Source organism: Paenibacillus sp. MDV22-iso6 (assembly GCF_058408365.1).
The window spans coordinates 1-21,161 of sequence record NZ_JBZVDZ010000007.1; the positions used below are offsets into that span (position 1 = coordinate 1).

The 21,161-nt window shown below is 43.0% G+C and carries 20 protein-coding genes; 6 read left to right on the forward strand and 14 right to left on the reverse strand.

The features are described 5' to 3' along the window. Nucleotides 1-104: 104 nt before the first annotated feature. Together AC4PM4_RS19495 and AC4PM4_RS19500 are read right to left on the reverse strand one after the other, a co-directional pair. Nucleotides 105-1,058 carry an aldo/keto reductase gene (locus AC4PM4_RS19495; protein ID WP_491614532.1) on the reverse strand — a complete coding sequence of 318 codons (954 nt, stop codon included), beginning with the start codon at nucleotides 1,056-1,058 and terminating at the stop codon, nucleotides 105-107. 127 nt (nucleotides 1,059-1,185) lie between these two features. Further along, complete coding sequence (locus AC4PM4_RS19500) at nucleotides 1,186-1,992, reverse strand: helix-turn-helix transcriptional regulator (RefSeq protein WP_072733354.1); 807 nt, start codon at nucleotides 1,990-1,992, stop codon at nucleotides 1,186-1,188. Between the two features lie 165 nt (nucleotides 1,993-2,157). On the opposite strand from AC4PM4_RS19500, the gene AC4PM4_RS19505 reads away from it, so the two are divergent. Together AC4PM4_RS19505 and AC4PM4_RS19510 are read left to right on the forward strand one after the other, a co-directional pair. Beyond that, a complete protein-coding gene (locus tag AC4PM4_RS19505; RefSeq protein ID WP_491614328.1) occupies nucleotides 2,158-3,120 on the forward strand; it encodes a hypothetical protein in 963 nt (320 codons plus the stop codon). Nucleotides 3,121-3,140: 20 nt separating this feature from the next. Continuing rightward, nucleotides 3,141-3,695: a hypothetical protein gene (locus AC4PM4_RS19510; RefSeq protein WP_491614329.1), complete on the forward strand. Its 555-nt coding sequence runs from the start codon at nucleotides 3,141-3,143 to the stop codon at nucleotides 3,693-3,695. Nucleotides 3,696-4,181: 486 nt separating this feature from the next. Here the strand turns inward: AC4PM4_RS19510 and AC4PM4_RS19515 are convergent, their stop codons facing one another. The 7 genes from AC4PM4_RS19515 to AC4PM4_RS19545 all read right to left on the reverse strand — a co-directional run bounded on the left by AC4PM4_RS19515 (nucleotide 4,182) and on the right by AC4PM4_RS19545 (nucleotide 12,672). Then, nucleotides 4,182-4,568 carry a hypothetical protein gene (locus AC4PM4_RS19515; RefSeq protein ID WP_063563130.1) on the reverse strand — a complete coding sequence of 129 codons (387 nt, stop codon included), beginning with the start codon at nucleotides 4,566-4,568 and terminating at the stop codon, nucleotides 4,182-4,184. 19 nt (nucleotides 4,569-4,587) lie between these two features. Continuing rightward, nucleotides 4,588-5,331, reverse strand: a complete 744-nt coding sequence (locus AC4PM4_RS19520) for a hypothetical protein (RefSeq protein ID WP_491614330.1) — start codon at nucleotides 5,329-5,331, stop codon at nucleotides 4,588-4,590. Then, nucleotides 5,331-6,635 (reverse strand): SPFH domain-containing protein, encoded by a 1,305-nt coding sequence (locus AC4PM4_RS19525; protein ID WP_491614331.1) that lies wholly within the window; start codon nucleotides 6,633-6,635, stop codon nucleotides 5,331-5,333. Before AC4PM4_RS19525 ends, AC4PM4_RS19520 begins: the two co-directional genes overlap by 1 nt. A gap of 298 nt (nucleotides 6,636-6,933) precedes the next feature. Then, on the reverse strand, nucleotides 6,934-8,001 hold the full coding sequence (locus AC4PM4_RS19530) for an ankyrin repeat domain-containing protein (protein WP_491614332.1): 1,068 nt from the start codon (nucleotides 7,999-8,001) through the stop codon (nucleotides 6,934-6,936). A 205-nt stretch (nucleotides 8,002-8,206) separates the two neighbouring features. Next, on the reverse strand, nucleotides 8,207-9,532 hold the full coding sequence (locus AC4PM4_RS19535; protein WP_491614333.1) for an MFS transporter: 1,326 nt from the start codon (nucleotides 9,530-9,532) through the stop codon (nucleotides 8,207-8,209). A 28-nt stretch (nucleotides 9,533-9,560) separates the two neighbouring features. After that, nucleotides 9,561-10,325, reverse strand: a complete 765-nt coding sequence (locus AC4PM4_RS19540) for an ABC transporter ATP-binding protein (protein ID WP_072733360.1) — start codon at nucleotides 10,323-10,325, stop codon at nucleotides 9,561-9,563. Nucleotides 10,326-10,335: 10 nt separating this feature from the next. Then, on the reverse strand, nucleotides 10,336-12,672 hold the full coding sequence (locus AC4PM4_RS19545) for an ABC transporter permease (protein WP_491614334.1): 2,337 nt from the start codon (nucleotides 12,670-12,672) through the stop codon (nucleotides 10,336-10,338). A gap of 327 nt (nucleotides 12,673-12,999) precedes the next feature. Between AC4PM4_RS19545 and AC4PM4_RS19550 the strand changes: the two genes are divergently transcribed. Then, nucleotides 13,000-13,974: a serine hydrolase domain-containing protein gene (locus AC4PM4_RS19550; protein WP_072733362.1), complete on the forward strand. Its 975-nt coding sequence runs from the start codon at nucleotides 13,000-13,002 to the stop codon at nucleotides 13,972-13,974. A gap of 117 nt (nucleotides 13,975-14,091) precedes the next feature. Here the strand turns inward: AC4PM4_RS19550 and AC4PM4_RS19555 are convergent, their stop codons facing one another. Then, entirely contained in the window at nucleotides 14,092-14,823 is a 732-nt protein-coding gene (locus AC4PM4_RS19555; RefSeq protein ID WP_063563137.1) for a DUF1361 domain-containing protein, read from the reverse strand. Between the two features lie 34 nt (nucleotides 14,824-14,857). Further along, nucleotides 14,858-15,391, reverse strand: coding sequence for a hypothetical protein (locus AC4PM4_RS19560; RefSeq protein ID WP_491614336.1), 534 nt, complete (start codon nucleotides 15,389-15,391; stop codon nucleotides 14,858-14,860). 131 nt (nucleotides 15,392-15,522) lie between these two features. Between AC4PM4_RS19560 and AC4PM4_RS19565 the strand changes: the two genes are divergently transcribed. Together AC4PM4_RS19565 and AC4PM4_RS19570 are read left to right on the forward strand one after the other, a co-directional pair. Next, nucleotides 15,523-16,167: a spore coat protein gene (locus AC4PM4_RS19565; RefSeq protein ID WP_072733546.1), complete on the forward strand. Its 645-nt coding sequence runs from the start codon at nucleotides 15,523-15,525 to the stop codon at nucleotides 16,165-16,167. 216 nt (nucleotides 16,168-16,383) lie between these two features. After that, nucleotides 16,384-17,340 carry a hypothetical protein gene (locus tag AC4PM4_RS19570; RefSeq protein WP_083584631.1) on the forward strand — a complete coding sequence of 319 codons (957 nt, stop codon included), beginning with the start codon at nucleotides 16,384-16,386 and terminating at the stop codon, nucleotides 17,338-17,340. A gap of 146 nt (nucleotides 17,341-17,486) precedes the next feature. On the opposite strand, the gene AC4PM4_RS19575 is transcribed toward AC4PM4_RS19570, so the two are convergent. Both AC4PM4_RS19575 and AC4PM4_RS19580 read right to left on the reverse strand, forming a co-directional pair. Beyond that, on the reverse strand, nucleotides 17,487-18,413 hold the full coding sequence (locus AC4PM4_RS19575) for a sigma-70 family RNA polymerase sigma factor (protein WP_072733364.1): 927 nt from the start codon (nucleotides 18,411-18,413) through the stop codon (nucleotides 17,487-17,489). 37 nt (nucleotides 18,414-18,450) lie between these two features. After that, a complete protein-coding gene (locus AC4PM4_RS19580) occupies nucleotides 18,451-18,897 on the reverse strand; it encodes a carboxymuconolactone decarboxylase family protein (protein WP_072733365.1) in 447 nt (148 codons plus the stop codon). A 357-nt stretch (nucleotides 18,898-19,254) separates the two neighbouring features. Between AC4PM4_RS19580 and AC4PM4_RS19585 the strand changes: the two genes are divergently transcribed. Next, on the forward strand, nucleotides 19,255-20,301 hold the full coding sequence (locus tag AC4PM4_RS19585; RefSeq protein WP_491614339.1) for a Rieske 2Fe-2S domain-containing protein: 1,047 nt from the start codon (nucleotides 19,255-19,257) through the stop codon (nucleotides 20,299-20,301). A gap of 124 nt (nucleotides 20,302-20,425) precedes the next feature. Here AC4PM4_RS19585 and AC4PM4_RS19590 read toward each other — a convergent pair whose 3' ends face one another. Further along, entirely contained in the window at nucleotides 20,426-21,130 is a 705-nt protein-coding gene (locus tag AC4PM4_RS19590; RefSeq protein WP_063563142.1) for a cupin domain-containing protein, read from the reverse strand. Nucleotides 21,131-21,161: the final 31 nt, after the last annotated feature.

The window sequence follows — 21,161 nt, forward strand, 5'->3', positions numbered from 1 at the left end:
AGGTTTCATTCACTTGAAGGTGTTTTAATTTGTCTCTCGTTATGGGGTCAGTTCCTAAAACAGGTCTGGGGCATTAAGTGTTTTATCTATAGGCTCGGCTTATATTAGGCAAGGCCAGGGTATCTTCCCCCTGCGGCAAATCCTTTGGGAGATATCCGTTCAATCTCAGCCCATTCATCATTGGTGAAAGAAACCTGCAAGGCACCAAGATTCTCATGAACTCTCTCCAAACTGCGAGTACCAGGGATCGGAACGATATGCTTTCCCTTTTCAAGTAACCAGGCGAGTGCGAGCTGAGAAGCAGTGCATCCTTTTTGCCTCGCCAGCTCTTGGATCAGGCGCACCACCTCCAGATTTTTCTCGAAATTCTCACCCTGGAAACGTGGATAATGACGACGATAATCGTCCTCCGGCAGGTCTTCTATCGATCGGATCTGGCCTGTTAGGAAACCACGCCCCAATGGACTGTAGGGTACAAGACCAATGTTCAACTCACCGAGCAATGGCAATATCTCATCTTCGAGCTCACGACTCCACAATGAATACTCCGTTTGGAGTGCTGTTATGGGGTGAACGGCATTCGCACGATGAATAGTCTCTGCAGACGCTTCAGACAGACCTATATAACGGATCTTTCCCTGCTGTACCAGATCGGCAAGTGTTCCCACCGTTTCCTCAATGGGAGTATTGGGATCAGGGCGATGTTGATAATAGAGATCTATATAATCCATGCCCAGGTTGTACAGACTGGCATCTACTGATTTTTTGATATACGCCGGATCTCCCTTGGGGCCCTGGGTATGTGTTATACCAAACTTGGTCGCTACAATAGCATTGGCTCTTCGCCCTTTAAGCGCGCGCCCAAGCAATTTTTCGTTGCCTCCAAATCGCTGCTTTTCATATTCACCGTACAGATCAGCTGTATCGAACATCGTTACTCCCGCATCCAGTGCACCCTGGATTGTATGAACGGATTCTTGGTTGTGTGGCATCATCATCACGCCCAGCCCAAGCCCGGATACCTGCAATTTATCGCTTCCCAACGTTCTTGTCTTAATCATGTGGTTCCCTCTTTTCGTTAATAAATAGAAAGATATTGAACTTGTATTCATTCTATTTCACGAACAAAGACCCAACCACAGTCTGTTTATGCTAGTACTAGAATTACCACCCTGATCGTTTTTGTCACTCCACAACGGGGATGTACACACAACAATGAATACCTGACTGTTCGTTAAGATTGCTCATGGAAAAGATATCATAGGCATGGGCAATACCATCCGTCCGATCTGTTGTCTCGAGAAAGATCCGGTTGACTTTTTTCTGTTTAATCTGGTGCAGGCTCCAAATATTTTGAAAATCCGTGCTGTCTTCGATCAATTGTTGAACTATCTGGTAAAACTCAGGTTCACCCGGGTACTTGTCATAGTACGTACGAAACACCGCTACCGAATGCCGTGCAAATTCATCCCAATTATGCATACGTTCCCGGAGCGTTGCATCTAGAAATAACATTCGCATCATGACGCGGTCGTTCACGTTCATCGAGGAAAAGTCAAAAAGCTTCTCATTCGCTGCCTCATTCCATGCAAGTACTTCAGACCTTTCATTCGTAATAAATGAAGGGTATGCAAGTTGACTAATGATACTCTGCCATCCCCCTTCGAGATGTGAATAGGAGGCAGGGAATTCATGCTCTGCATTGGGGTCCCATAAACGAAATAGGTGTCCCTTCTCTTCCTCACTTAACTGGAGTGCACCCGCTATACTTTCCATAACCTCTCTAGACGAGTTAACCTCTCTCCCCTGCTCAAGCCACGTATAATAAGTTGCACTGACACCCGCAAGCACGGCAACTTCCTCACGTCTTAATCCCGGCGTTCTGCGTTGTCCATACGATCCGGTGATCCCTGCTTGCTCTGGCTGAATCCGGCTCCTCCGAGATTTCAAAAATTCACCTAGTGTTTTACTTCGGCTAATACCAGTAGTCATGAATAACCTCCCTTAGATATTCAGATTTCTATGAATTCAAATACGGCTCTATCCAAAATGGATGTGATTGAACGCCTTTGATATAATTCTTTTATCATCATTTTGCAAAATCCTTAGTTTACAAGAAGCTTAGCATTGATTTATGCAGAACGAAAGGAGCACAACATGGTCCCAACGATCGGAGACATTTACTGTGTATACGTCGAAAGTTTACAACATTATGCTGCCTGCCAGGTAACTGATCTGAAAGAAACCGGGAGTAAGGGGTCCCGCCAGCTTGCCGCAATCCTGCAATTGGACTGGACAGGAGATCAGCCGCCCGATGAAACGGAACTTCTGGATATGAAACCGTTGAGCTGCAATTACTATTTTTGGAAAGGCAATTGGGATCACAGCTTCGTGAATGCTGAGGTTCCAACGCATTATGTTCTTGCAGGTAATCGGGCTCCACTCATAACGGAAGAAACCCGAAGTTATAGCGCAGGATGGCAGATCGGAGAGAGTCTGTATCGGCAACATCAATGGGATGCCATCGATGAATCACGAAGGGAACACTTCAAACAAGCTGCCGAAGACTATAGTGAAATTCCACTAGGTGATGCAATGGTGAGAAAAAACACCAGTATCCTGCGCAACTTCAGACCAACCTCTGCCGAGGATGTCGTCGCACTAGTCCAGTTTCCTTGTCTTACACATATCGAAATGCGTGGATATACGGAAGACATTATTCCTTTTTTGGAGCAGAATCCCTTTATATATGAACTTCATATTCATGAACATGGACAAACCGCACTGGATTTAAGCAAAACACATCTAACCAAACTTGTGCTGGATATGAACCGTGTGAACAGCTTGACTCTTCATTCCAGGATCGAGTTTTTAAGCTTTATGGGAGACGTGTCCCCTGACTTGCATGTGAATGCTTATGAAAAAGGCCACCGAATGACGTTGAATGTAGCAGCGACCGTACCTCAGATTACAGCGTTATCTCGGCTTGGAGGTTTGTATGTTCGAGAAATTACGGAGCTTGATTTGCAGCCTGTTGTACATACTTATCCTGAGCTTTCAGAATTAAGATTGTGGGGAAAACCCGGCAACGTAACAATATACAGTCAATTCAGCAATTGACCTCTTTGCAGACCTTATCCATGAACGATCTTTTTGGATTTAAAGGAGAAGATTTCCCTGGCCCCGAGCAGCTTCCCGAACTAAGTACACTCAGGCTGACCAGCCTTCCCTCAGACGCCGCCAAAACCATTAAGGCAAACTATAAAAAGGCAGCTCAAACCCGAATCGATCTGGAGATTGGCAAACCACGCAAACCGGAATGGCTCGCAGAGAATCTCAACAATCCTTTTCGGGATTGGGACGGGAGGGATCACATCAAAGCAGCGTATGCCAAAAAAGCAGCTCAAACCTACAAACAGCACCTCAAAGAAATTCGAAGATTAAGTCAAAATATGAGCGATTTGGACCTTATACAGAAACAACTGATGTTATTAGTGGAGAAGTACACCGAGACGTTTAACCAAATGGAGGCCAAAGCCAACTTTATTGAAACAATCGAACGTGAAGAAATTTATAACGCCCTTGTTGAATTGTTGGATCAATTGGAATCACAACCGGAAATTGACCTGACAAGTGCTATTAAAGTTAATCGCAAGGAGCTGGATGAAGTGTTTGAACACAGGAGAGATTTTTAGATTCAGGATGTGTGAGATAAGAGGTTCTTTCTCTTACTTTTATCCGCAAAACGAGCTTAAGATAAAAGCCTGACTCCATAGGAATCAGGCTTTTATCTTTTTCGTGTCCATTCAGAACTATTTTACGGAGCTTCAACAGTTGTTCCACAATATTCACAATCCGTGGATTGCTTCCGATATACCTTCGCCTTCGCACCACATCCCGGACAACTCACCGAAACCTTCCTTTGTGGTTCCTCGACCTTTTCTTCAGCGTCTTTTTCATCGGATATATTAATCTCTGTATAGTGGATTGTATTGTGACAGGTGTAACTAACGGTATTTCTATTGTAACTTGAATAAGGCAATGGGTATGCCAATTGCATAAATCATAAAAATGATCCAAAAAACTTTCTCAACATCAAGATTCCTTCAAAAACAAATCTTTATAACCGGCTTCTATCACATCGGGAATCAACAAAATGGTCATGGTGTCTATTATGTTAGCTAGGAGATCCTCATCGTTGTTCCACAATACTCACAGTCCGCAGACAAATTCGGATATACCTTTACCTTGGCTCCACACCCCGAACAATTCACAGATACAGGTTCTTGCGGTTTCTCGTATTCATGATCGTGGTACTCATCCTCATAGTACCCTTCATCATCATATTCCTCGTCACTGTCGTAATGGTATTGATACTGATCAGCCTTGGGATGGAATTTAGGTCGACTACACATTTTAATTCCTGTAACAAGTACGATAACGCCAGGTATAAAAAGAATAATCGTACTAATAATAGCCATTTCGGTTCCCTGGGATATTAATAATATAGATAATAAGATGGTCAGAGATGAAAGTATAATGAATATAATTCCAAAAAATTTCTTCACAGCTTTTCCTCCTATGAATTTATGATTTGCTTGTCACGATCTGTTGATTCCGCTCTTTCAAACGGGACTTTAATAGGGATAGTTGTGAAGCAAGATGCTCGCTATTCACCAGTTCCCCTGCTTGGTAATGAGCTGAAAGCTCACTGTTTATCTTTTCAATATCCATCAAAATCTGGCGGTCATTATATTCAAGTGAATGTGGAGTGATCGGGTCACTATATTTTACAAGTTCTATTAATGTTTGAACGGTCTTCCTCTCTTCTTCCGCAGTCAGAACGGAATGGCGCTCCATCGTGTGAAACAGCTGCTGCAAAGCGTTTTCAATCAAATGTAGATTGACCAATTTCGTTTGCTCAACGGCTTCATTACGACGTGTACTTTGAATAAAGATCAAAATGATGCCACACAGAATGAGGGCGATAGCTAAAGTTACTGTATGTAACAAAACGAACCAGCGGAGACCATGATCTGCTAAACCTGTAAACAGAGAATATATCATTACACAAATCAGATACATCACCAACACAATCCCTAGTGCTGTGTAACCAGGAACCAGTTGCTTAAAGCGATCCATATGTAGCATGACATGCCTTATATAAATCCAAATCGCCGTAATCGCGACATAAGAAGCCACAAGATTCATCCAGAAAGAAAACGATACAATGGCATGACTAAACACCGTAAAAGAAACGACTGAGGCTACCAGCATGCAGATCAGATAGATGACATCCAAAATGAAAAGATTGCTCCGTTTATTCTTCACTATTCCTGCCCTCCATCTTGCAGATTGTTTCCGCAATCCAGACAGAACTTCTGACCGGGCTTCACTTCATGTTGACATTGACTGCATTTCAAAGATAGACTCGAGCCGCAATTGCCGCAAAATTTAGTTTGACCCGAATTCATATGATTGCACTTTGGGCATGGGCTAGGCATCGGTTCGTGACACTGAACACATTCCAAAGCATTCTCAGAATTATCCGCCCCGCAGGATGGACATGCATGATATTTGTCACCACAATTGGGACAAAATTTGGTCCCTTTTTGCAAGGCATGTCCACAGTTGTTACAACCGGTCGTTGCTGATTTTTCGGCAAGTGAATTGCCGCATTTACTGCAAAAAGAGCTATGCTCCTGGTTCGGATGGCTGCAATGTTTGCATATGCGTACAGCAGGTGTTTCCGTTGTAGCCATTACTTTAGACATCTGGGACATCTCGCTACTAAATGATCCTCCCAGTCCAACGCCCATCCCCATACCAAGCCCTGCACCCATAATATCCGATTGCATGCTTCCTTCATTTTTGGCTGCACCTTCAAGCGTATCGAATGAACGCTCTTGTTGATAAGTGTACCCGATAATATCCATTTCGGCTTTGCGTGCCAACGCTTCTCTCAAACGAATGACCGAAGGGTCCTCTTCAGGCAGATTGACATTGTGGATATACAGGTTGATTAACTCAATACCAAATTCTTCGAAAGCAGATGCAATCGTATCAGCAAAATGTCGTGATATTTCTGCGATATAAGCATTGATTTCCAGTACACTTACTTTTCTATGTATTAGATAGGAAGACAGCATGGAGTTAATGTTCATAATAATTAGCCCGCGAAAGTAATTGACCATATTAGCCTGGTTAAATTCAGGCAGTGTTCCCACAAGTTTGACCAGAAATTTGCGAGAGTCTGCTATTTTTATTCCCATCTGTCCAAATGCTCTCACGGGAACGATAATATTATATTTTGGGTCCTGTATCTGAATTGGATTTGCTGTTCCCCATTTCACGTCTAATGCGCTTACTTGGTTGACGTACCACACTTCTGCTGCAAAAGGTGATTTACCTCCGAACGGAAGGTTAACGAGCCGGTTTAAGATCGGGATATTCGCTGTACTTAGCGTATGTCTTCCTGGCCCGAACATATCAAGCGCCCTTCCATCCTTAAAGAGGATCGCCTGTTGGGATTGATTCACAATCAACTGGGTCCATGTTCCCAATTCATTCTCAGGATGTTTCCAAGCAAATACATCTGGTGAACCGTCATACTTGATTACATCAATAATGGCCATTTTTCTTCCTCACTCCAGTAGTAGAATACTATAATTTCATTGAAACAATTGTACTAACAATCGATTTCTAACAATCTAAAGTTAAACCATTTTAAATCTAATTTATCTGCTAATCTTTCAACAAAAATGTTTTTTCATGTTTAGGCATTGCTATTTTACCATTTATAACCTCCTTTCGCACTAGTATAGTTACTATTTCATGAGATATTTTTCCTATAGATGAATGTTAGAGACACTAAAGAACCTCCTGTATATCGACAATATACAAGAGGTTCTTGTGATGGCGGAGGCCCTCTGGTTAATTCAGGAGATTATCCATATATGATGCGAGATCGGCCATGAACGCTTCGAACGTCGAAATCGTTCCAATCACCTGATGTTCAATATCTGCGTAGCCAATCATTTTTTTGCTTGGATTCCAGACGATCAGGATATGGGAGTACTGATCCACGTCAGAGGATATACGCAGCAGTTTCTGTCTGCCCATCTTCATTTCAACCGTATCGACCAGATGGAAGAATTCGATGTATCCCACGCCGGACGATTTGTTCGGCAAGTCGATTCTTCGTGGACCTTCCGTTAGAAAACGGATTAATGCATCCGGCAGCTTGTACGATTTGAGCACATGCAATTTATTGCTCAGATTGTGAAAGTCTTGCGGCTCATGAGCTTTCAAATACTCTGCCATTTCCGCATTCTTCTGACTGATCGCAATCGTGTATGCTCGTTCCCCGTCCTTCTCCTGAATGGTCACATCCGCCCCCTGTTCCACCAGAAATTGAACCATCTTCATATTGTTGTTGCGAGCCGCTACCGTAAGTGGTGTAGCCTTGTATGGATACACCATATCGGACTCGTTGTAATTGATGTCCACGCCCTCGTCTAGCAAATACTGAACCATCTTCATATCGTGATTTGAAACGGCTTTTCTTAATGTTTTTCCACCATATTTTCGAATATCCAGTCCGAGGCCCTTCAGCACTGTGATGTTCTTTTTGTTACTGTAATAGGCTTCATCATACGCATTCGACTTCACCTTGCTCAAACCGTTCAATTTGGCACCCTTCTGATGCAAATATCGGATGATCTCTTCCCCGCCATATCTGACCGCCTTGAGGATTGCTGGATTATCCTTCACATTTAGGTTTACTCCGTTATCTACCAAAAGCTTGACCACTGCCTGTTGATTGGTGATTAGAGCAATATCCAATGGCGTCAACGCTATGTATTTACTCAGCGTAATCTCTCTTTCGAGATCCATGCCCTGTTTAATAAATTCTTCTACAGCAATAACATCTCCCTTGTAAATCGCTATGGCGTGATCAGGCAACGTTTCAAACGTACCTTGATTTCCGATTTTGAACAAAAGATGTAACCTCCTTCTGGTTAAATATCTCATGATTACTAGTCCTGTGATGCTCATTATAATTAGTATACCTGCTATCCTTTTCATTTGTACAAACCTCTACCAAAATCATGATTCCAGTCCTAAAGCCTTTCAAACAAACCAACCCCGAAACATAAAGTTCCGGGGCCAATATCATCCTTTAAACTACATCACACCAACTCAATCAATCATGCGCTAAATTCGTTGGGTCTGATGGCACAATATCAATCCCCTTCTCTAACCCCTTAATGGATTTAAGTTGAGAAGTGATGACTGCAATAACGATAACAAACACCCCTGCAATAATAAACAACAACGCAATGCCTCTTCCCGGACCAACGCCGATATATGATCCTACGGTCGAAGCTAGTGCTCCACCTTCCACCAAAAGCGGGTTGAAGACACGGTCTGCCAAAAAACCTGCGAGACTATAGGATACAATAAAACCCAATTGCGATAATATGCCGATGATTCCCCACACCCTGCCTTGCTTCTCGTTGGATATGTTATTACGCACTAATACATCTGCACTCATGTTGACAAAAGGCAGGGAGGCCAAAAACAGGAAACCTGCAAAAATAATGATAAAAATATTGGTGGAAAATCCCAAGAGGGAGAATGATATTCCGGACATAACCAGACCCAGAACAAGTATTTTTGAATATTTTTTACTCATGGTGAACATGCCAATGCACAGGCTGCTAATCAGCATACCGATCGCGCTCACAGATAGAAACGTGCCAAGCATCCTTGAATCCGAAAATGATAAGATCATAGGACCAATGAGTGTCTCAAGAAATCCAAGATAAAACGTGATGATTGAAATAATAATGACGAGCAGAAGCACGCCTTTATTCGTCGTGACTTCAATCCAGCCATCGTTTAGCTCAACAAGCCAAGGCTTCCTCTCATCATCGCTTCGCGCTGCTTTAATGCTTTTCCGGATGGCAAGCACCGCTAGAATGGCAACCAGATACGTCAACATATTAATAACCAGAATGACTTCAATGGTTGTTATACTGAGCAGAATTCCCGCTAGAATGGGCGAAAATAGAAACTTGGATGATTCAGCGAGCTGCATCAGGCCGCTGCCCTTTGAATATTGATCTTTATCGAGTAAATCGGTGGCTGAAGCCTTATAGGCTGGACTTTGGATAGCCGAGAACACGGAACTGAAAGTGACGCCAACATAGAGATACCATAGTTCAATATTTCCGATCAGGATCATGATCCAGATAAAAACGAGACCAGCGGCAGAACCAAGATCACCGATGACCATCATCATGCGCCGGTCAAAACGATCTGCAAGGACTCCACCTATAGGACGCAACAAGATATTAGGCAAAAAGGTAAACAGTGTAATCAGTGCCACAGCTGTCGCCATATGGGTTTTCTCAAATGCGTACACTCCAAGGGAGAATGCCGTCATTCCGATCCCCATTGTAGATATGAGCTGTCCGAACCATACCATCAGAAATTTGCCAAATGACCTGTTCTCCATCTGTTTCATTGGATAAACCCCTCTCCAATTAACCGTGTTAGAACCCTTGATCCGTTAGCCATTTACCTAAGCTGCTCTCTCTCGCTTTAAGGTCATGCTGTTCGTTAAACTTACCCATGTTGCGATCTGCCACCAGTTTTCCGTCCATCATGAATAAAACCCGTTCAGATCGAGCTGCGACTTTGACGTCATGAGTAACGATTAATATTGTTGTTCCAGAAGCATTAATGTCTCCAAGAATATCCATGATTTCATTGGTTGAACGTGAATTCAGTGCCCCTGTGGGTTCGTCACCAAACAGAATGTCAGGCTGATTGATCAACGCCCTACAGATAGCAATCCGTTGCAATTGCCCACCCGATGCCTGAGTGATATTGTGGTTGGCCAGTTCATTAATCCCCATTTTTTTCATCAAATTGAGTGCTCGTGTATTAATGGAATCTCTACTGCTTTTTTTGGCCAGATAAGCAGACAGAATGATATTGTCGAGTAGATTCAGATTTTTCAACAGATGGATGTTCTGAAATATAAATCCCATCTTGTTCAAGCGAAGCTGTGCCAATTCTTTTTCCGAGAAATCCGAAATTATCTTGCCAGCAAAATAAACACTCCCGCTACTTACCTGATCCATGCCGCTGACATTGTATAGCAAGGTTGATTTTCCTGATCCCGACGGACCCATAATCGAGACAAATTCGCCCTTCTTCAATTGAAAATTAATATCCTTCAAAATAGGATGCTTCTCACGCTCACCAGTACTGTACGATTTGTTCACGTTTTTGGCTTCCAGGATTATAGCCATGGTTGTCCCCCTATTCGATAATCATTTTGGAAATGCTGGATTCTTTGATGGATTGAATACTGATTAGAGCGGTACAGATAATCGTTGCAGCCAGCAGGAGCGGACAAAGTAAGTACGCCTGTAGCGGGTCAATGACAAAAACGATATTGGACGCTCCGAAAGAAGCCATTATTGCACTGATCAACCACTCGCCTGCAGTATTCGATAGCACGGTTCCTACAAGGACGCCAACACCCAAGACAATAAGGGACATTGATACATATTTGAATTTAATTGTGGAGATGGCAAATCCCAAACTTCTGAAAATTGCGATATCACCGCTGTCCTTTGCGACAAGCATTTTCAGGAATAATGATGTGATCAGGATCGTAACCAATACTGCTATAACAAGCGCCAACACCGTAACCAGCTTAAGCTGATGAATCGTTCCTCCAAGTGTTTGATCTAAGTAGCCTTTTAAATCGGTCACCTTTGCAGGTGAGAACGCTTGCTCATATTCCGCAATTTTATCTGAAATCTTACTACCGTCATCTTTCAAATCCAAACTTACGACATACCAGAGCACACGATCCTTGTTATAGGGCAGCCGTGCTTTGGCAGTCTTTCCACCATTGGTCACATCCTGATATACACCACTGACGGTCATTGTTTTTTCCTGTCCATTTACGATCAGTACCAAGGAATCTCCTGTCTTCTTCTCCATGTCTTTACTGTTCGCATCAGACAAAGCAATTTCATTTTCATTTTTCGGTGCTGCGCCATTCACGTAAGACAAAGGAAAAACGTCAAAGTCACCTGTCTCTACGCTTAAATGATCATAGCTACCTTCACTGTTAAACACTTTGAATTGGCTTGTGACAAGGGGTGAGTATCGAAGTACGTTCTTATCCTTTTGAACATAATCAATTAATTCAGCGTAACGCTGTTCGATATCTTCAGAATGCCTCAGATCAATACGCATATCGCTTTGACCTACACCCATGTAAGAAATGAAGCTAGGAGCTTGTAACGTATGGAGGAAATTTATAGGTACGATCATAATAAATGAACTTATAATAAACACAAACAACAGCAAACGGAACATTTTAATTCGTTGGATGACTTCTTTTAAGCTCAGAAAAACCGGAACTGATAACCACCGATTTTGGGACAAATTTAGTCTGTTTTGACTTATTCTCGTCTCACCCATACTGCCCGAACGTAATGCCTCAACAGCTGAAATGTGATTAAAACGCCGAAGCACACGGTTGCAGAAAAATACAACGATGGCAAATATGAAGACAGCCGCAAACAATGTTATGCCGTAGTGCAACCATGTCTTGGGAGCTGCCCCCATGTAGAGCAACATATTGGACATGAACAAACGGTTAACCCATAGTGATGCTAGAAATCCTACGATAGAGCCCAATCCTGCCATAACAACATATTTACTCAAGTAGAGTTTCTTAATATTACGCTCGGATATGCCGATAGCTTTCATGACGCTAATCTCTCGATAATCTTCTTCAATAGTTGCGAGCATAGTGAAACGAATGCAGAGTAAAGCGATCACAATCAAGATCAAACTGACCAGAATGACTATAGCTGCGACTACCCCATCCGTCAACGCATTCAACAACTGAAACAGATTGTAGTTCACAATAGGACCAGCGTTCGGCAAACTCGTATTTTGATAGGCTTGGGTAAAGTCGCTAATCATCTTGGAATCTCTAAGTCGAAATTCAATCAGATACTCCGACTCTCCCGTATTTTGTTTCAAGGTTTGGAATTCACTCTGACTGATGACAAAACGTTTGGAGTGAATGATCGATGGATTCATTTGAGCATCACGTACAAATTCCACAATCTTGTATGTTCTGCTGAAAGAACCGTCTTTAATATGAATACGGTCACCAATGCTCAATTTCTTCTGCTGCAAGTAATAAACGGGAACCGCGATTTCTCCATCATTCACCTGCACAATCTCACTATCCAGATTCAGCAGAAAATCAAAATCCTGATTTTGTACAACAAAATCAAGATCCATGATACTGTTTTTCTCGGCCTCCGCTCCAAAAAACAAATGAGAACCGTCAATGTTAATCATTTCTACGATCTGGTGTTTATCTACCATTTCATTTGTCTGTGCCCATGTATTCACCTTCATTATATCCAGTTTACCTGCATGCATTTGCACAACATGAGGCGTCTTGGATTCTGTAAATAAATAGTGAATTGAATTGGTTAACTCCATAATCATTCGTGTACCTGAAGAAACAAGTAAAGCCGCTAGTAAAATAAAAACAAATAGAGCGATGTTGATTCCTTTTTTCCTAAAAAGATCATTTCTCAACATACGTAATAGCATGAATAACACTAGCTCCTTTGTATGGAACACTACTTTGGAATAATCAGGTACACTTTATGTAATTAATTTTTTCCGATATGTCCAACCCTACAGACCAAAGCTCATGTTCCTCTTTTCCTGTAAAATAACCCCATTTATTATGTGACCCGATTGTATCAATAAATATGAACAACTGAATCAGTCTGCGGTCCAGTTCTTACTAATCCCTGAGTCTGAGTGAGGTGGATGAATTGAGAACTTATTTATTCCTATGCTATGATAATGATTCAAACCTTTTTCTAATGAATACTCAATTTATGGGGTAAGTCCCAAATAAGAAAGGACACTATGAATCCTTCATCCATACCATCCATGTTGCATCAAATGATCCCACCGCTGGATCTGCGCAGTTGCTTAGTCAGCGTACGTGGTGAAATCATTTACGAACACTACCGTAATCAAGAAGCAGCTACCCATATTGCAAAAATCAATTCCTGCACCAAAAGTGTGTTGTCCGCGCTCATCTGTATTGCTATGGATCAAGGGGTGCTGCCTGAGGCTGACACGCCGATCTCCACCTTTTTCCCACAGCTGGTATCAGACTCTGACCCCCGCAAACCTGAAATAACGTTAGAGCAGTTATTAACCATGACAGCCGGATTCAACTGGGACGAATTCGGAGGACAGAATTCATTTCCGCGTATGACGCGTACGGATTACTGGGTGAAGTTTGCGTTGGAGCAACACTTAAGTCATGTGCCAGGTACATATATGGAATACAATTCAGGGGTATCGCAGATATTGTCTGCCATCCTCATGCAAAGTACAGGTATGTCCGTAGCTGGGTTCGCGGAACGTTACTTATTTGGCCCGTTGGGGATTCAACAGTATGAATGGGAAAGTGACCCACAAGGTGTACATACCGGGGGGTTCGGTTTAAAAATGTTGCCGCAAGATTTACTAAAATTCGGACAACTGTTTTTGCAACAAGGCATGTGGAACGGGCAGTCGCTGATTTCGAGTGATCTTGTTAGCCGCTCTACAAAACCTGCCATTTCGGTTACTCCACCCAATCATGGTAGTTACGCTTGGCATTGGTGGGTAGATGCTTATACCAACGAAACTTCGGAAGCTAAGGTTGCGGAACAGCCCACTTCCATACTCCACTATTATTACGCCCGTGGATTTGGTGGTCAATTTGTATATATCGTCCCGTCCCTGGAACTCGTTGCCGTGCTCACCAATGACAAACGAAAGAAGGAAAAACCTCCACTGGATGTGTTCCCCAAGCGGATTGCTCCTGAACTGTTAAAATGCTTGTAGCTTTCTTCGTTTTCATTTAATGGGTAATAAATAACCCCCAACCGTTAGGGAGTTTTCCCGAATAGTTGAGGGTTATTTATTACGGCTTTATTAGAACTAGACATGCCAGGCTCTCGATTATCGCAAGCCTTGCAGTTCAGCCTCTGAACTTCCTACCTCCGTCTTTCTATCACGGTAAGATCTGGTATTAATTAGATAGTATAACGTTGCGTAGATCGTAAGAATAAACGTGCCAAAGAACATACAGAAAGCCAGCGATGGACGACTTACACTCTCATGCATAAGTTCAACCAGCGTCTCTCGATTGGTTAACGCATCCCAGCTGTTCAAGCGATATACACGTCCCAGCAGAACACCGTAACTCCCCAGTGCACAACCCGCTAGCACAAATATCCATGAAAACCATCGTCCCAGTTTGTGATGGATCACTTCCTGAAGCTGATACATCGAAAGAAATCCGAGCAATAAACCCGTCCAAACGAACATCAAAACCACAATTAAGTCATACCAGTACTTGTAGTCCAATCCATTGCCTCCGCCATAATAGCGGGAACTGCGTGCCGTCAGGTGGACAAGATCCGTTACAATGTAGGAAGAGTTCGGGAAGAACAATAGCCAGAGCAGTCCGCTTGCAACGACAAACCATGTTGCCCCTTTCCATTTAACATGGCTAAAGCCATAGGCCACATATGAAAACACAAAAGGAATCCAGCCCAAAAACAGATTCCAGATAAGGAAGCGAAAATAGCGCTGATCCAGCCAATCCGCAGCTGCGTAATACAAACCTAGAGTCACCACTGTGACCACACTAAGGAAAATAAATACTTTGATATAATTCAGTTTTCTCAATGATATTTACCTCACTTGATCCAATGAAATACATTCAGTTCCGAAAATAACGGATAATCTCTTCCTTGTTCTTTTCCACACGCAGATTCAGTCCACGTTTATCCTTTAACCCATATTGCTGTAGTTCATGTCCCGGATCAAGCACCAACGGTTTTGTTACTACATCCTCCAACAAGTTCATTGTCAGTTGATAGGCTTCACGCAGCTTATCCACCGAAATAATCGATTCATATCGCTTGATCAACTCAATCAGACGTTCCGCATACACTAGACGCACCATACTGTCCGCACTCGTCAGTTGTCTTGATGCGAATGCTGTGACTGCGGCAATAATCAGCGGATTTGCATGATATCTGGCAATCGACGTAAGCTCATCAACCGCGTCCCAGTTCATGATGGATAATTCAGAGGTTAACTGACCTATTCTTTCTTCCATCCATGTCTGCTCCAGCTCTTGCGGCACATCCCATTGTTTATATTCTGCATAAACACCACCACGATGCATCTGAACAGCGCTCCCATAATGTTTAACGAATAACGCTTTGGGAACACTCCAATCGGTTTCCATCCAACCACCACCATACCTGTCTCTATTTTCGCTTATAACCAGCACACATTACATAAATTTACTGTTGAAGACCATACTAGGATCATACCATTTCCCAAAGGAGAATCAAATTCACAATGAATCCAAATTCAATGCAGCCTCCAAACCGAATACAACCTGCTAACAACACAAATTCAGACTTCACACCCCACTTGAACCATGGCGGGCATGAAATGTTTGATATGCATGAAATTCTGTCAGGAGCCATCAACGTATTGGATCAATACATGATCTTCAGGACGTTTGTACAAGATACTGAACTTCTTCATATTCTTGATCGTCAATACAACTTCATGTTATCCCAATATAATCTGACTGCAGAATGCTTCTCAACTGGGCACAAGCCTCATCACGAGACTGCAACCTACATGATTCCGAACATCGTGCAACCTGTGTATGGCCTCAAGCCGTCCGCTCCGAAAAAGCCAAATCAATCCCTTTCGGATGTCAAAGATGCAGGCATCAGCGGTCATATGCTGGGATTAATCAAGTCTCACGCCTCTTTGCTGGCTATGTCTGCACCTGAAATTACGAATGGCGCCGTACGCCGGGTCATCGCTTCGCAGGTTCAACAGTTTATCGAGATGGCTTACGAAATTTTCACGTATCAAAATCAACATGCCTACTATCAAGTGCCTCAACTCAGTGCAAATGATACCACACAGATGCTTCAGGCCTACGTTCCAGCAAACGGCACACCTCAGATGCCAATCAACAATAAACCACCTCTCCATTAATTTAAAATAAGCTTAATCAACAAAGAACAGTATCTTCAACCCACTCAAGGTTGAAAGATGCTGTTCTTTGTTATTTCCAGAATCAACTAATGTTTGCAGCATGTCTTGAATAACACATTTTATTTTAAAAGAATTCTCCCTTGATTCGATTACCAGAAACTGGTTTAATCAGAATGTGGTCACAATTACTCATTATGTAACATGGGAGGTTTTTGAATGCGATTGAATCCATCGATTAAACTTGGTTTTCTAGCCATTACATTAAGCTTTACGGCCATCTTTGCAACTCTGATAACATCCCAAACTACATTGGCTGCACCTGTCCCAGCTTCCAAAGCGGTATATCATCAATTTCAAATGTATTCAAAAAATGCAGTGAAATCCACGCCCAGCCTGGTTCAGGCACGTAAATATCTATTGAATCATATCGATGAAGTCGGACCTTGGCAGGCTACCTTGATGACCCTTCAACTGGAGAATTTGCAAAAGATCAGACTGGCTGACTTGGATCAAAAAATGTATACGGAACTGTTTCAAAGCGTTCTCTATGAAGCCCATTCCAACATAGGTTATGAACAAAGGCTTACATATAGCAGTCTGCTCAAAGTGATTAAAGATCCGTCCGTTCGCAAGCTCTTGCAGGAAGCTTCCGATCTGGGATTCAAACTGGAAACTAGTGAAGGTCTATACTATCCCATCCTCAATTATGAGATGTACAAAAAGTTTCAGCCCTACGTGAAACCTGACATTGTTGCTTACATTGATATTATGGCTGCGGAATCCAACCAGCCCACAACTTCCGATGCGGCCTTTATCATAACCTGGGATGAACTCATCCGGCGTACTCTAGAAAAGGAAGCTTTCCTGAACAACTTCCCAAGCTCTAATCGTACGTCAGCAGTTAAAAATTCACTGTACGTTGGTTACCTGTTTTATGGAAGTGATAACTCTCCCGCCTATGACTGGTACACGGAAGAAGAAATTCGTACTATCGATCCAGAAGTGAAAAAAGCATATGAAAAGGCTGTGGCAAATAGGGAGACTAACACGAAGAGTGTACTTCTGGATACAGTGGAGAAGATTTTGCATCTTCTCGATAAGAGTAACGACGAACTTACCCCAGAAATCAGAGAGATTACTGACCATGTTGAAAGCCTGTTTGCCAATAATTAATAAATAATAACCGGTCCAAAATGGATGTTGTTAGTTCACAATAAAATTAGCTACAATCTCAAAGCTAAAAAGAAGCGGCACTCCTCTTTACAGGATGTGCCGCTTTAACATGCCTTGAGCCCTTCTTATTCCATTCCAGAAAAGTATTATCTCGATACCGATGTAAGTTTGTCTGGATTCACAACGAGATAGAACCCCTCAATTCGCTCTCCAAGAGAGTCCAGTTCCAAACACAGAACTTCGGACAACTGTCCGTTTTCCAGTAACACAAGGTGCTGCTCTCCGTTGATAAATGTAGGCACCCACTCTCGTTTTCGCAATCGGGTAAGCACCCGGCGAGAGGTCAACAAGGCGAGTACACCCTTACGAACCCTCATCGTTCTCATGACCGTATGCACACGTCCACCGCCATCTGCCGTAAATACCGGTTGTTCAGCAAGCAGCTCCAGCATCTCGGAGACATCATAATTCAGAAAAGCCGTTGTAAAACGAGCCAGCAATTGCTCTTTTGCAGCATAATCTGCAGAACTCTGTTCCATCGGCGGAAGTCTATCGGGAAGCTTGCGTCTCGCCCGGCTAAAAATCTGACGGCAGTTGCTCTCTGATTTGCCCAGCCAATCCGCTATTTCCGTATATTCATACTGGAATGCCTCACGAAGTACAAAAACGGCGCGCTCCATTGGGGAAAGCTGTTCCAGCATAACCAGATAAGCGTAAGAGATCATCTCCTTCTGCTGCACGGTTTCTTCCGGGATGTTACCCATTTTACCGTCACTCATCGGCTCGGGAAGCCATTCTCCAACATAACTTTCCCTTTGATTGCGGGCAGAGTTTAGCAGATTCAGACTTCGGTTTACGATTAGTTTAGCAATATAGGACTTGGCATTACGGATATCATCAAGAGACTTGCTCTGAAGCTCTGCAAAACAATCCTGCACAATATCTTCAGCCTCCACAACACTGCCAAGCATGCGGTAAGCAATGGAAAAGGCATAGGCTTTGTAACGAATATACAATTCACCAACTTCCAGAGAAGACACTTCTGGCTCATTGGTGAGGGAATTGAATTTCATGAGAATGGCCTCCTCTGGCAGATGGTCGAATGTTTACTTAATTAAAGCAGCCTGGATACATCCCTGTTGTAATGGCAATCCGGTTCCAGCTATTAATCGTGTTGATCGCCATGATCAGATCCACCAGTTCGGCCTCACTGAAATGTTCTCTAACTTTTTCATACAATTCAAGTGGTACGCCTTGTTCCGAAATTAGTGTTACGGCTTCAGCCAGCTCCAGCATAACACGTTCTTTTTCTGTAAACAAAGGCACCTCGCGCCACACGCTCAGCAACAAAATGTGATCGGCATAATCTCCAAGCTTCAACAGATCTTTAGCATGCATATCAAGACAGAACGCACAACTATTGATTTGGGATACACGGATTTTCAGTAGCTCATATAACGGTTTGTCTTCAAACTGACCTGAAATGTGCTGCTCCAATGCCATCATTGCTTTGAAAGCACCCGGGTTAGCCACTCTATAATTCACTCTTAAACTCATTGCATTCGCCTCCGTATTTTGGTCTACAATCTTAAGACAAACCAAGGCTCACATTTGTGACATTTTTCTATAAAAAATTTCTTCAGCATACTCAGGCACAGAATATAGCTCGATTAACAATTAAGTAATTAATCTGCGTGGAGCATAACCGACATGAATATAGTTCACGTAAAGCGTTATGTATAAACAGGAGTTTCCGTATTTATGTTAGCTGTTTGATGTTTTGTTTGTGATTTTGAACAAATAATCATTATACATATTGATACACGAAACAAAAGAGTAGTAACATACGTCTACAAAGTAAACTTTCCTGACATGAAAAAGAACGATTCATTATCCTAGCAAGGAGTGATTTCCATGATAACTTCCAATTCCAATCCTCAACTTACATCTGAACTGCCTCGCGGTTGCACGTTCTCCGCAGAAGACTGGCATGTATTATCTCAATATTGGTATCCCATTGCCCAGGCAAGCGAAGTGACAGATAAACCACTTGCCGCTCAATTGCTTGATGTCCGTTTGGTCCTGTATCGCAGCAACGACAAAGTTGTAGTTGCCAAGGATCTTTGTTTTCACCGTGGTGCTCCGCTCAGTAAAGGCTGGGTAGAAAATGGGGAAATTGTCTGCCCATATCATGGTTTCCGTTACAACTGTGAGGGTAAATGTACCGCTGTACCTGCACGCCCCAGCTCCAAAATTTCTCCCAAATTGAAGCTTATCGTATATCCTGCAGTCGAACGTTATGGCCTGATTTGGACTTCACTCGCCGGTACCGACGAGCAGATTCCCGCATTCCCGGGATGGGATGATCCAGATTATATCAACATCTTGCCCCCGAACTTTGATATCGCAGGTTCTGCTGGACGTCAAATGGAAGGGTTTCTGGATGTATCCCATTTTGCATACGTGCATACCGAAACGTTCGGCGACCGGAACAACACCGAAGTGCCCCAATACAAAGTAAAACGCGAAGGCAATGAACTGCTTGCCGAATACTGGAGTTCTGTCAGCAACTATGGCAAAGGTCAGGATAATGTCGCACCCGAAGGTTTTCAGTGGCTGCGTGAATTCCGGGTATTTCCGCCATTTGCCGCATCACTTACGGTTCACTTCCCGGAGAACGACAAACTTAACATTCTTAACTGTGCCTCTCCCATCTCTGCACGTTTTACGCGGTTGTTCTGTCCGATTACCCGTAACTTTGACAAGGATGCTCCGATTGAAGATACAATTAAGTTTAACTTGCAAGTATTTGAGGAAGATCGGGAAATGGTGGAATCACAGAAGCCAGAGGATTTGCCACTGGATCTGCATGCAGAAGCGCATATTCCCGCAGACCGTACCTCTATCGCTTATCGTCAGTTATTGACAGAGCTTGGTTTGGGACGAAATTACACATCATAAATTGAAAACAAATGGACAAAAAAAGAAGCGTTTCTACGAACGCTTCTTTTTTGTATAATTGCTACACTTTCACTCGTGATAATGTACTGGGTTTTCCCCCATTTAAATGCCTTATATCGTTCACTTACCCTTGATTATTCGTGTTCACAGGAGGTTCTGTATAATACGGACAGCCTGGTTCGTGAATAATGCGGGGATCAACCCATGTTCCCCAATATGGAAGGCGATTCACATAAGGCTGCACGTTGGGATGGCTATTCGAGTTAGGCATGTTGGTGCTCGGGGAAACTTGAGTAACACAGTCCACTGGCGGACCAACAATTACCGTTTTTTGAATTGGAGCAAGCGTTTCCTTCACCTTGTTCTCATCCAAACAATACGTATGAGCCAGAACACTCGCAGGTGTCAGCCGTAAAATATCCGAGCCAAATATGGCTTCAGGAACCGGGGCATCGAAGATAGCCAGCAGATGAGTCTGATCTACCGTTGCAATTTCATAGTGCCACCAGCCTTGCGGAACATTCGCTACTTGACCCGGTGTGATCGTAAAATTCAACAACTCTTTGGTAAACGGGTTAATAAGGGAAACGACCGCTGAACCACTGATACAATACACCAGCTCGGATGCATTCTGATGAATATGAGGATCAACCACATTGCCCGTGCTAAGAAAAATGTCCAGCAAGGATACGTTACCCAATGTGTTTAATTGCTGAATGGAGAGAACATTAATATAGTTATTTCCGTCTTTTTGGAAGAAAGAATTCTGGTTCACGTCAGCTGTAAATTGGGTGGTAGGTGAGGTGAAGTCCATATAAGAGGTTGCCAAAATAAAACGCCTGCCCTTCGCTCTCGGTTTA

Coding starts and splice junctions, on each gene's coding strand:
- AC4PM4_RS19500 (WP_072733354.1), bottom strand. CDS start 1,992: ATGACTACTGGTATTAGCCGAAGTAAAACACTAGGTGAATTTTTGAAA.
- AC4PM4_RS19505 (WP_491614328.1), top strand. CDS start 2,158: ATGGTCCCAACGATCGGAGACATTTACTGTGTATACGTCGAAAGTTTA.
- AC4PM4_RS19510 (WP_491614329.1), top strand. CDS start 3,141: ATGAACGATCTTTTTGGATTTAAAGGAGAAGATTTCCCTGGCCCCGAG.
- AC4PM4_RS19525 (WP_491614331.1), bottom strand. CDS start 6,635: ATGGCCATTATTGATGTAATCAAGTATGACGGTTCACCAGATGTATTT.
- AC4PM4_RS19535 (WP_491614333.1), bottom strand. CDS start 9,532: ATGAAACAGATGGAGAACAGGTCATTTGGCAAATTTCTGATGGTATGG.
- AC4PM4_RS19540 (WP_072733360.1), bottom strand. CDS start 10,325: ATGGCTATAATCCTGGAAGCCAAAAACGTGAACAAATCGTACAGTACT.
- AC4PM4_RS19545 (WP_491614334.1), bottom strand. CDS start 12,672: ATGCTATTACGTATGTTGAGAAATGATCTTTTTAGGAAAAAAGGAATC.
- AC4PM4_RS19550 (WP_072733362.1), top strand. CDS start 13,000: ATGAATCCTTCATCCATACCATCCATGTTGCATCAAATGATCCCACCG.
- AC4PM4_RS19560 (WP_491614336.1), bottom strand. CDS start 15,391: ATGGAAACCGATTGGAGTGTTCCCAAAGCGTTATTCGTTAAACATTAT.
- AC4PM4_RS19565 (WP_072733546.1), top strand. CDS start 15,523: ATGCAGCCTCCAAACCGAATACAACCTGCTAACAACACAAATTCAGAC.
- AC4PM4_RS19570 (WP_083584631.1), top strand. CDS start 16,384: ATGCGATTGAATCCATCGATTAAACTTGGTTTTCTAGCCATTACATTA.
- AC4PM4_RS19575 (WP_072733364.1), bottom strand. CDS start 18,413: ATGAAATTCAATTCCCTCACCAATGAGCCAGAAGTGTCTTCTCTGGAA.
- AC4PM4_RS19580 (WP_072733365.1), bottom strand. CDS start 18,897: ATGAGTTTAAGAGTGAATTATAGAGTGGCTAACCCGGGTGCTTTCAAA.
- AC4PM4_RS19585 (WP_491614339.1), top strand. CDS start 19,255: ATGATAACTTCCAATTCCAATCCTCAACTTACATCTGAACTGCCTCGC.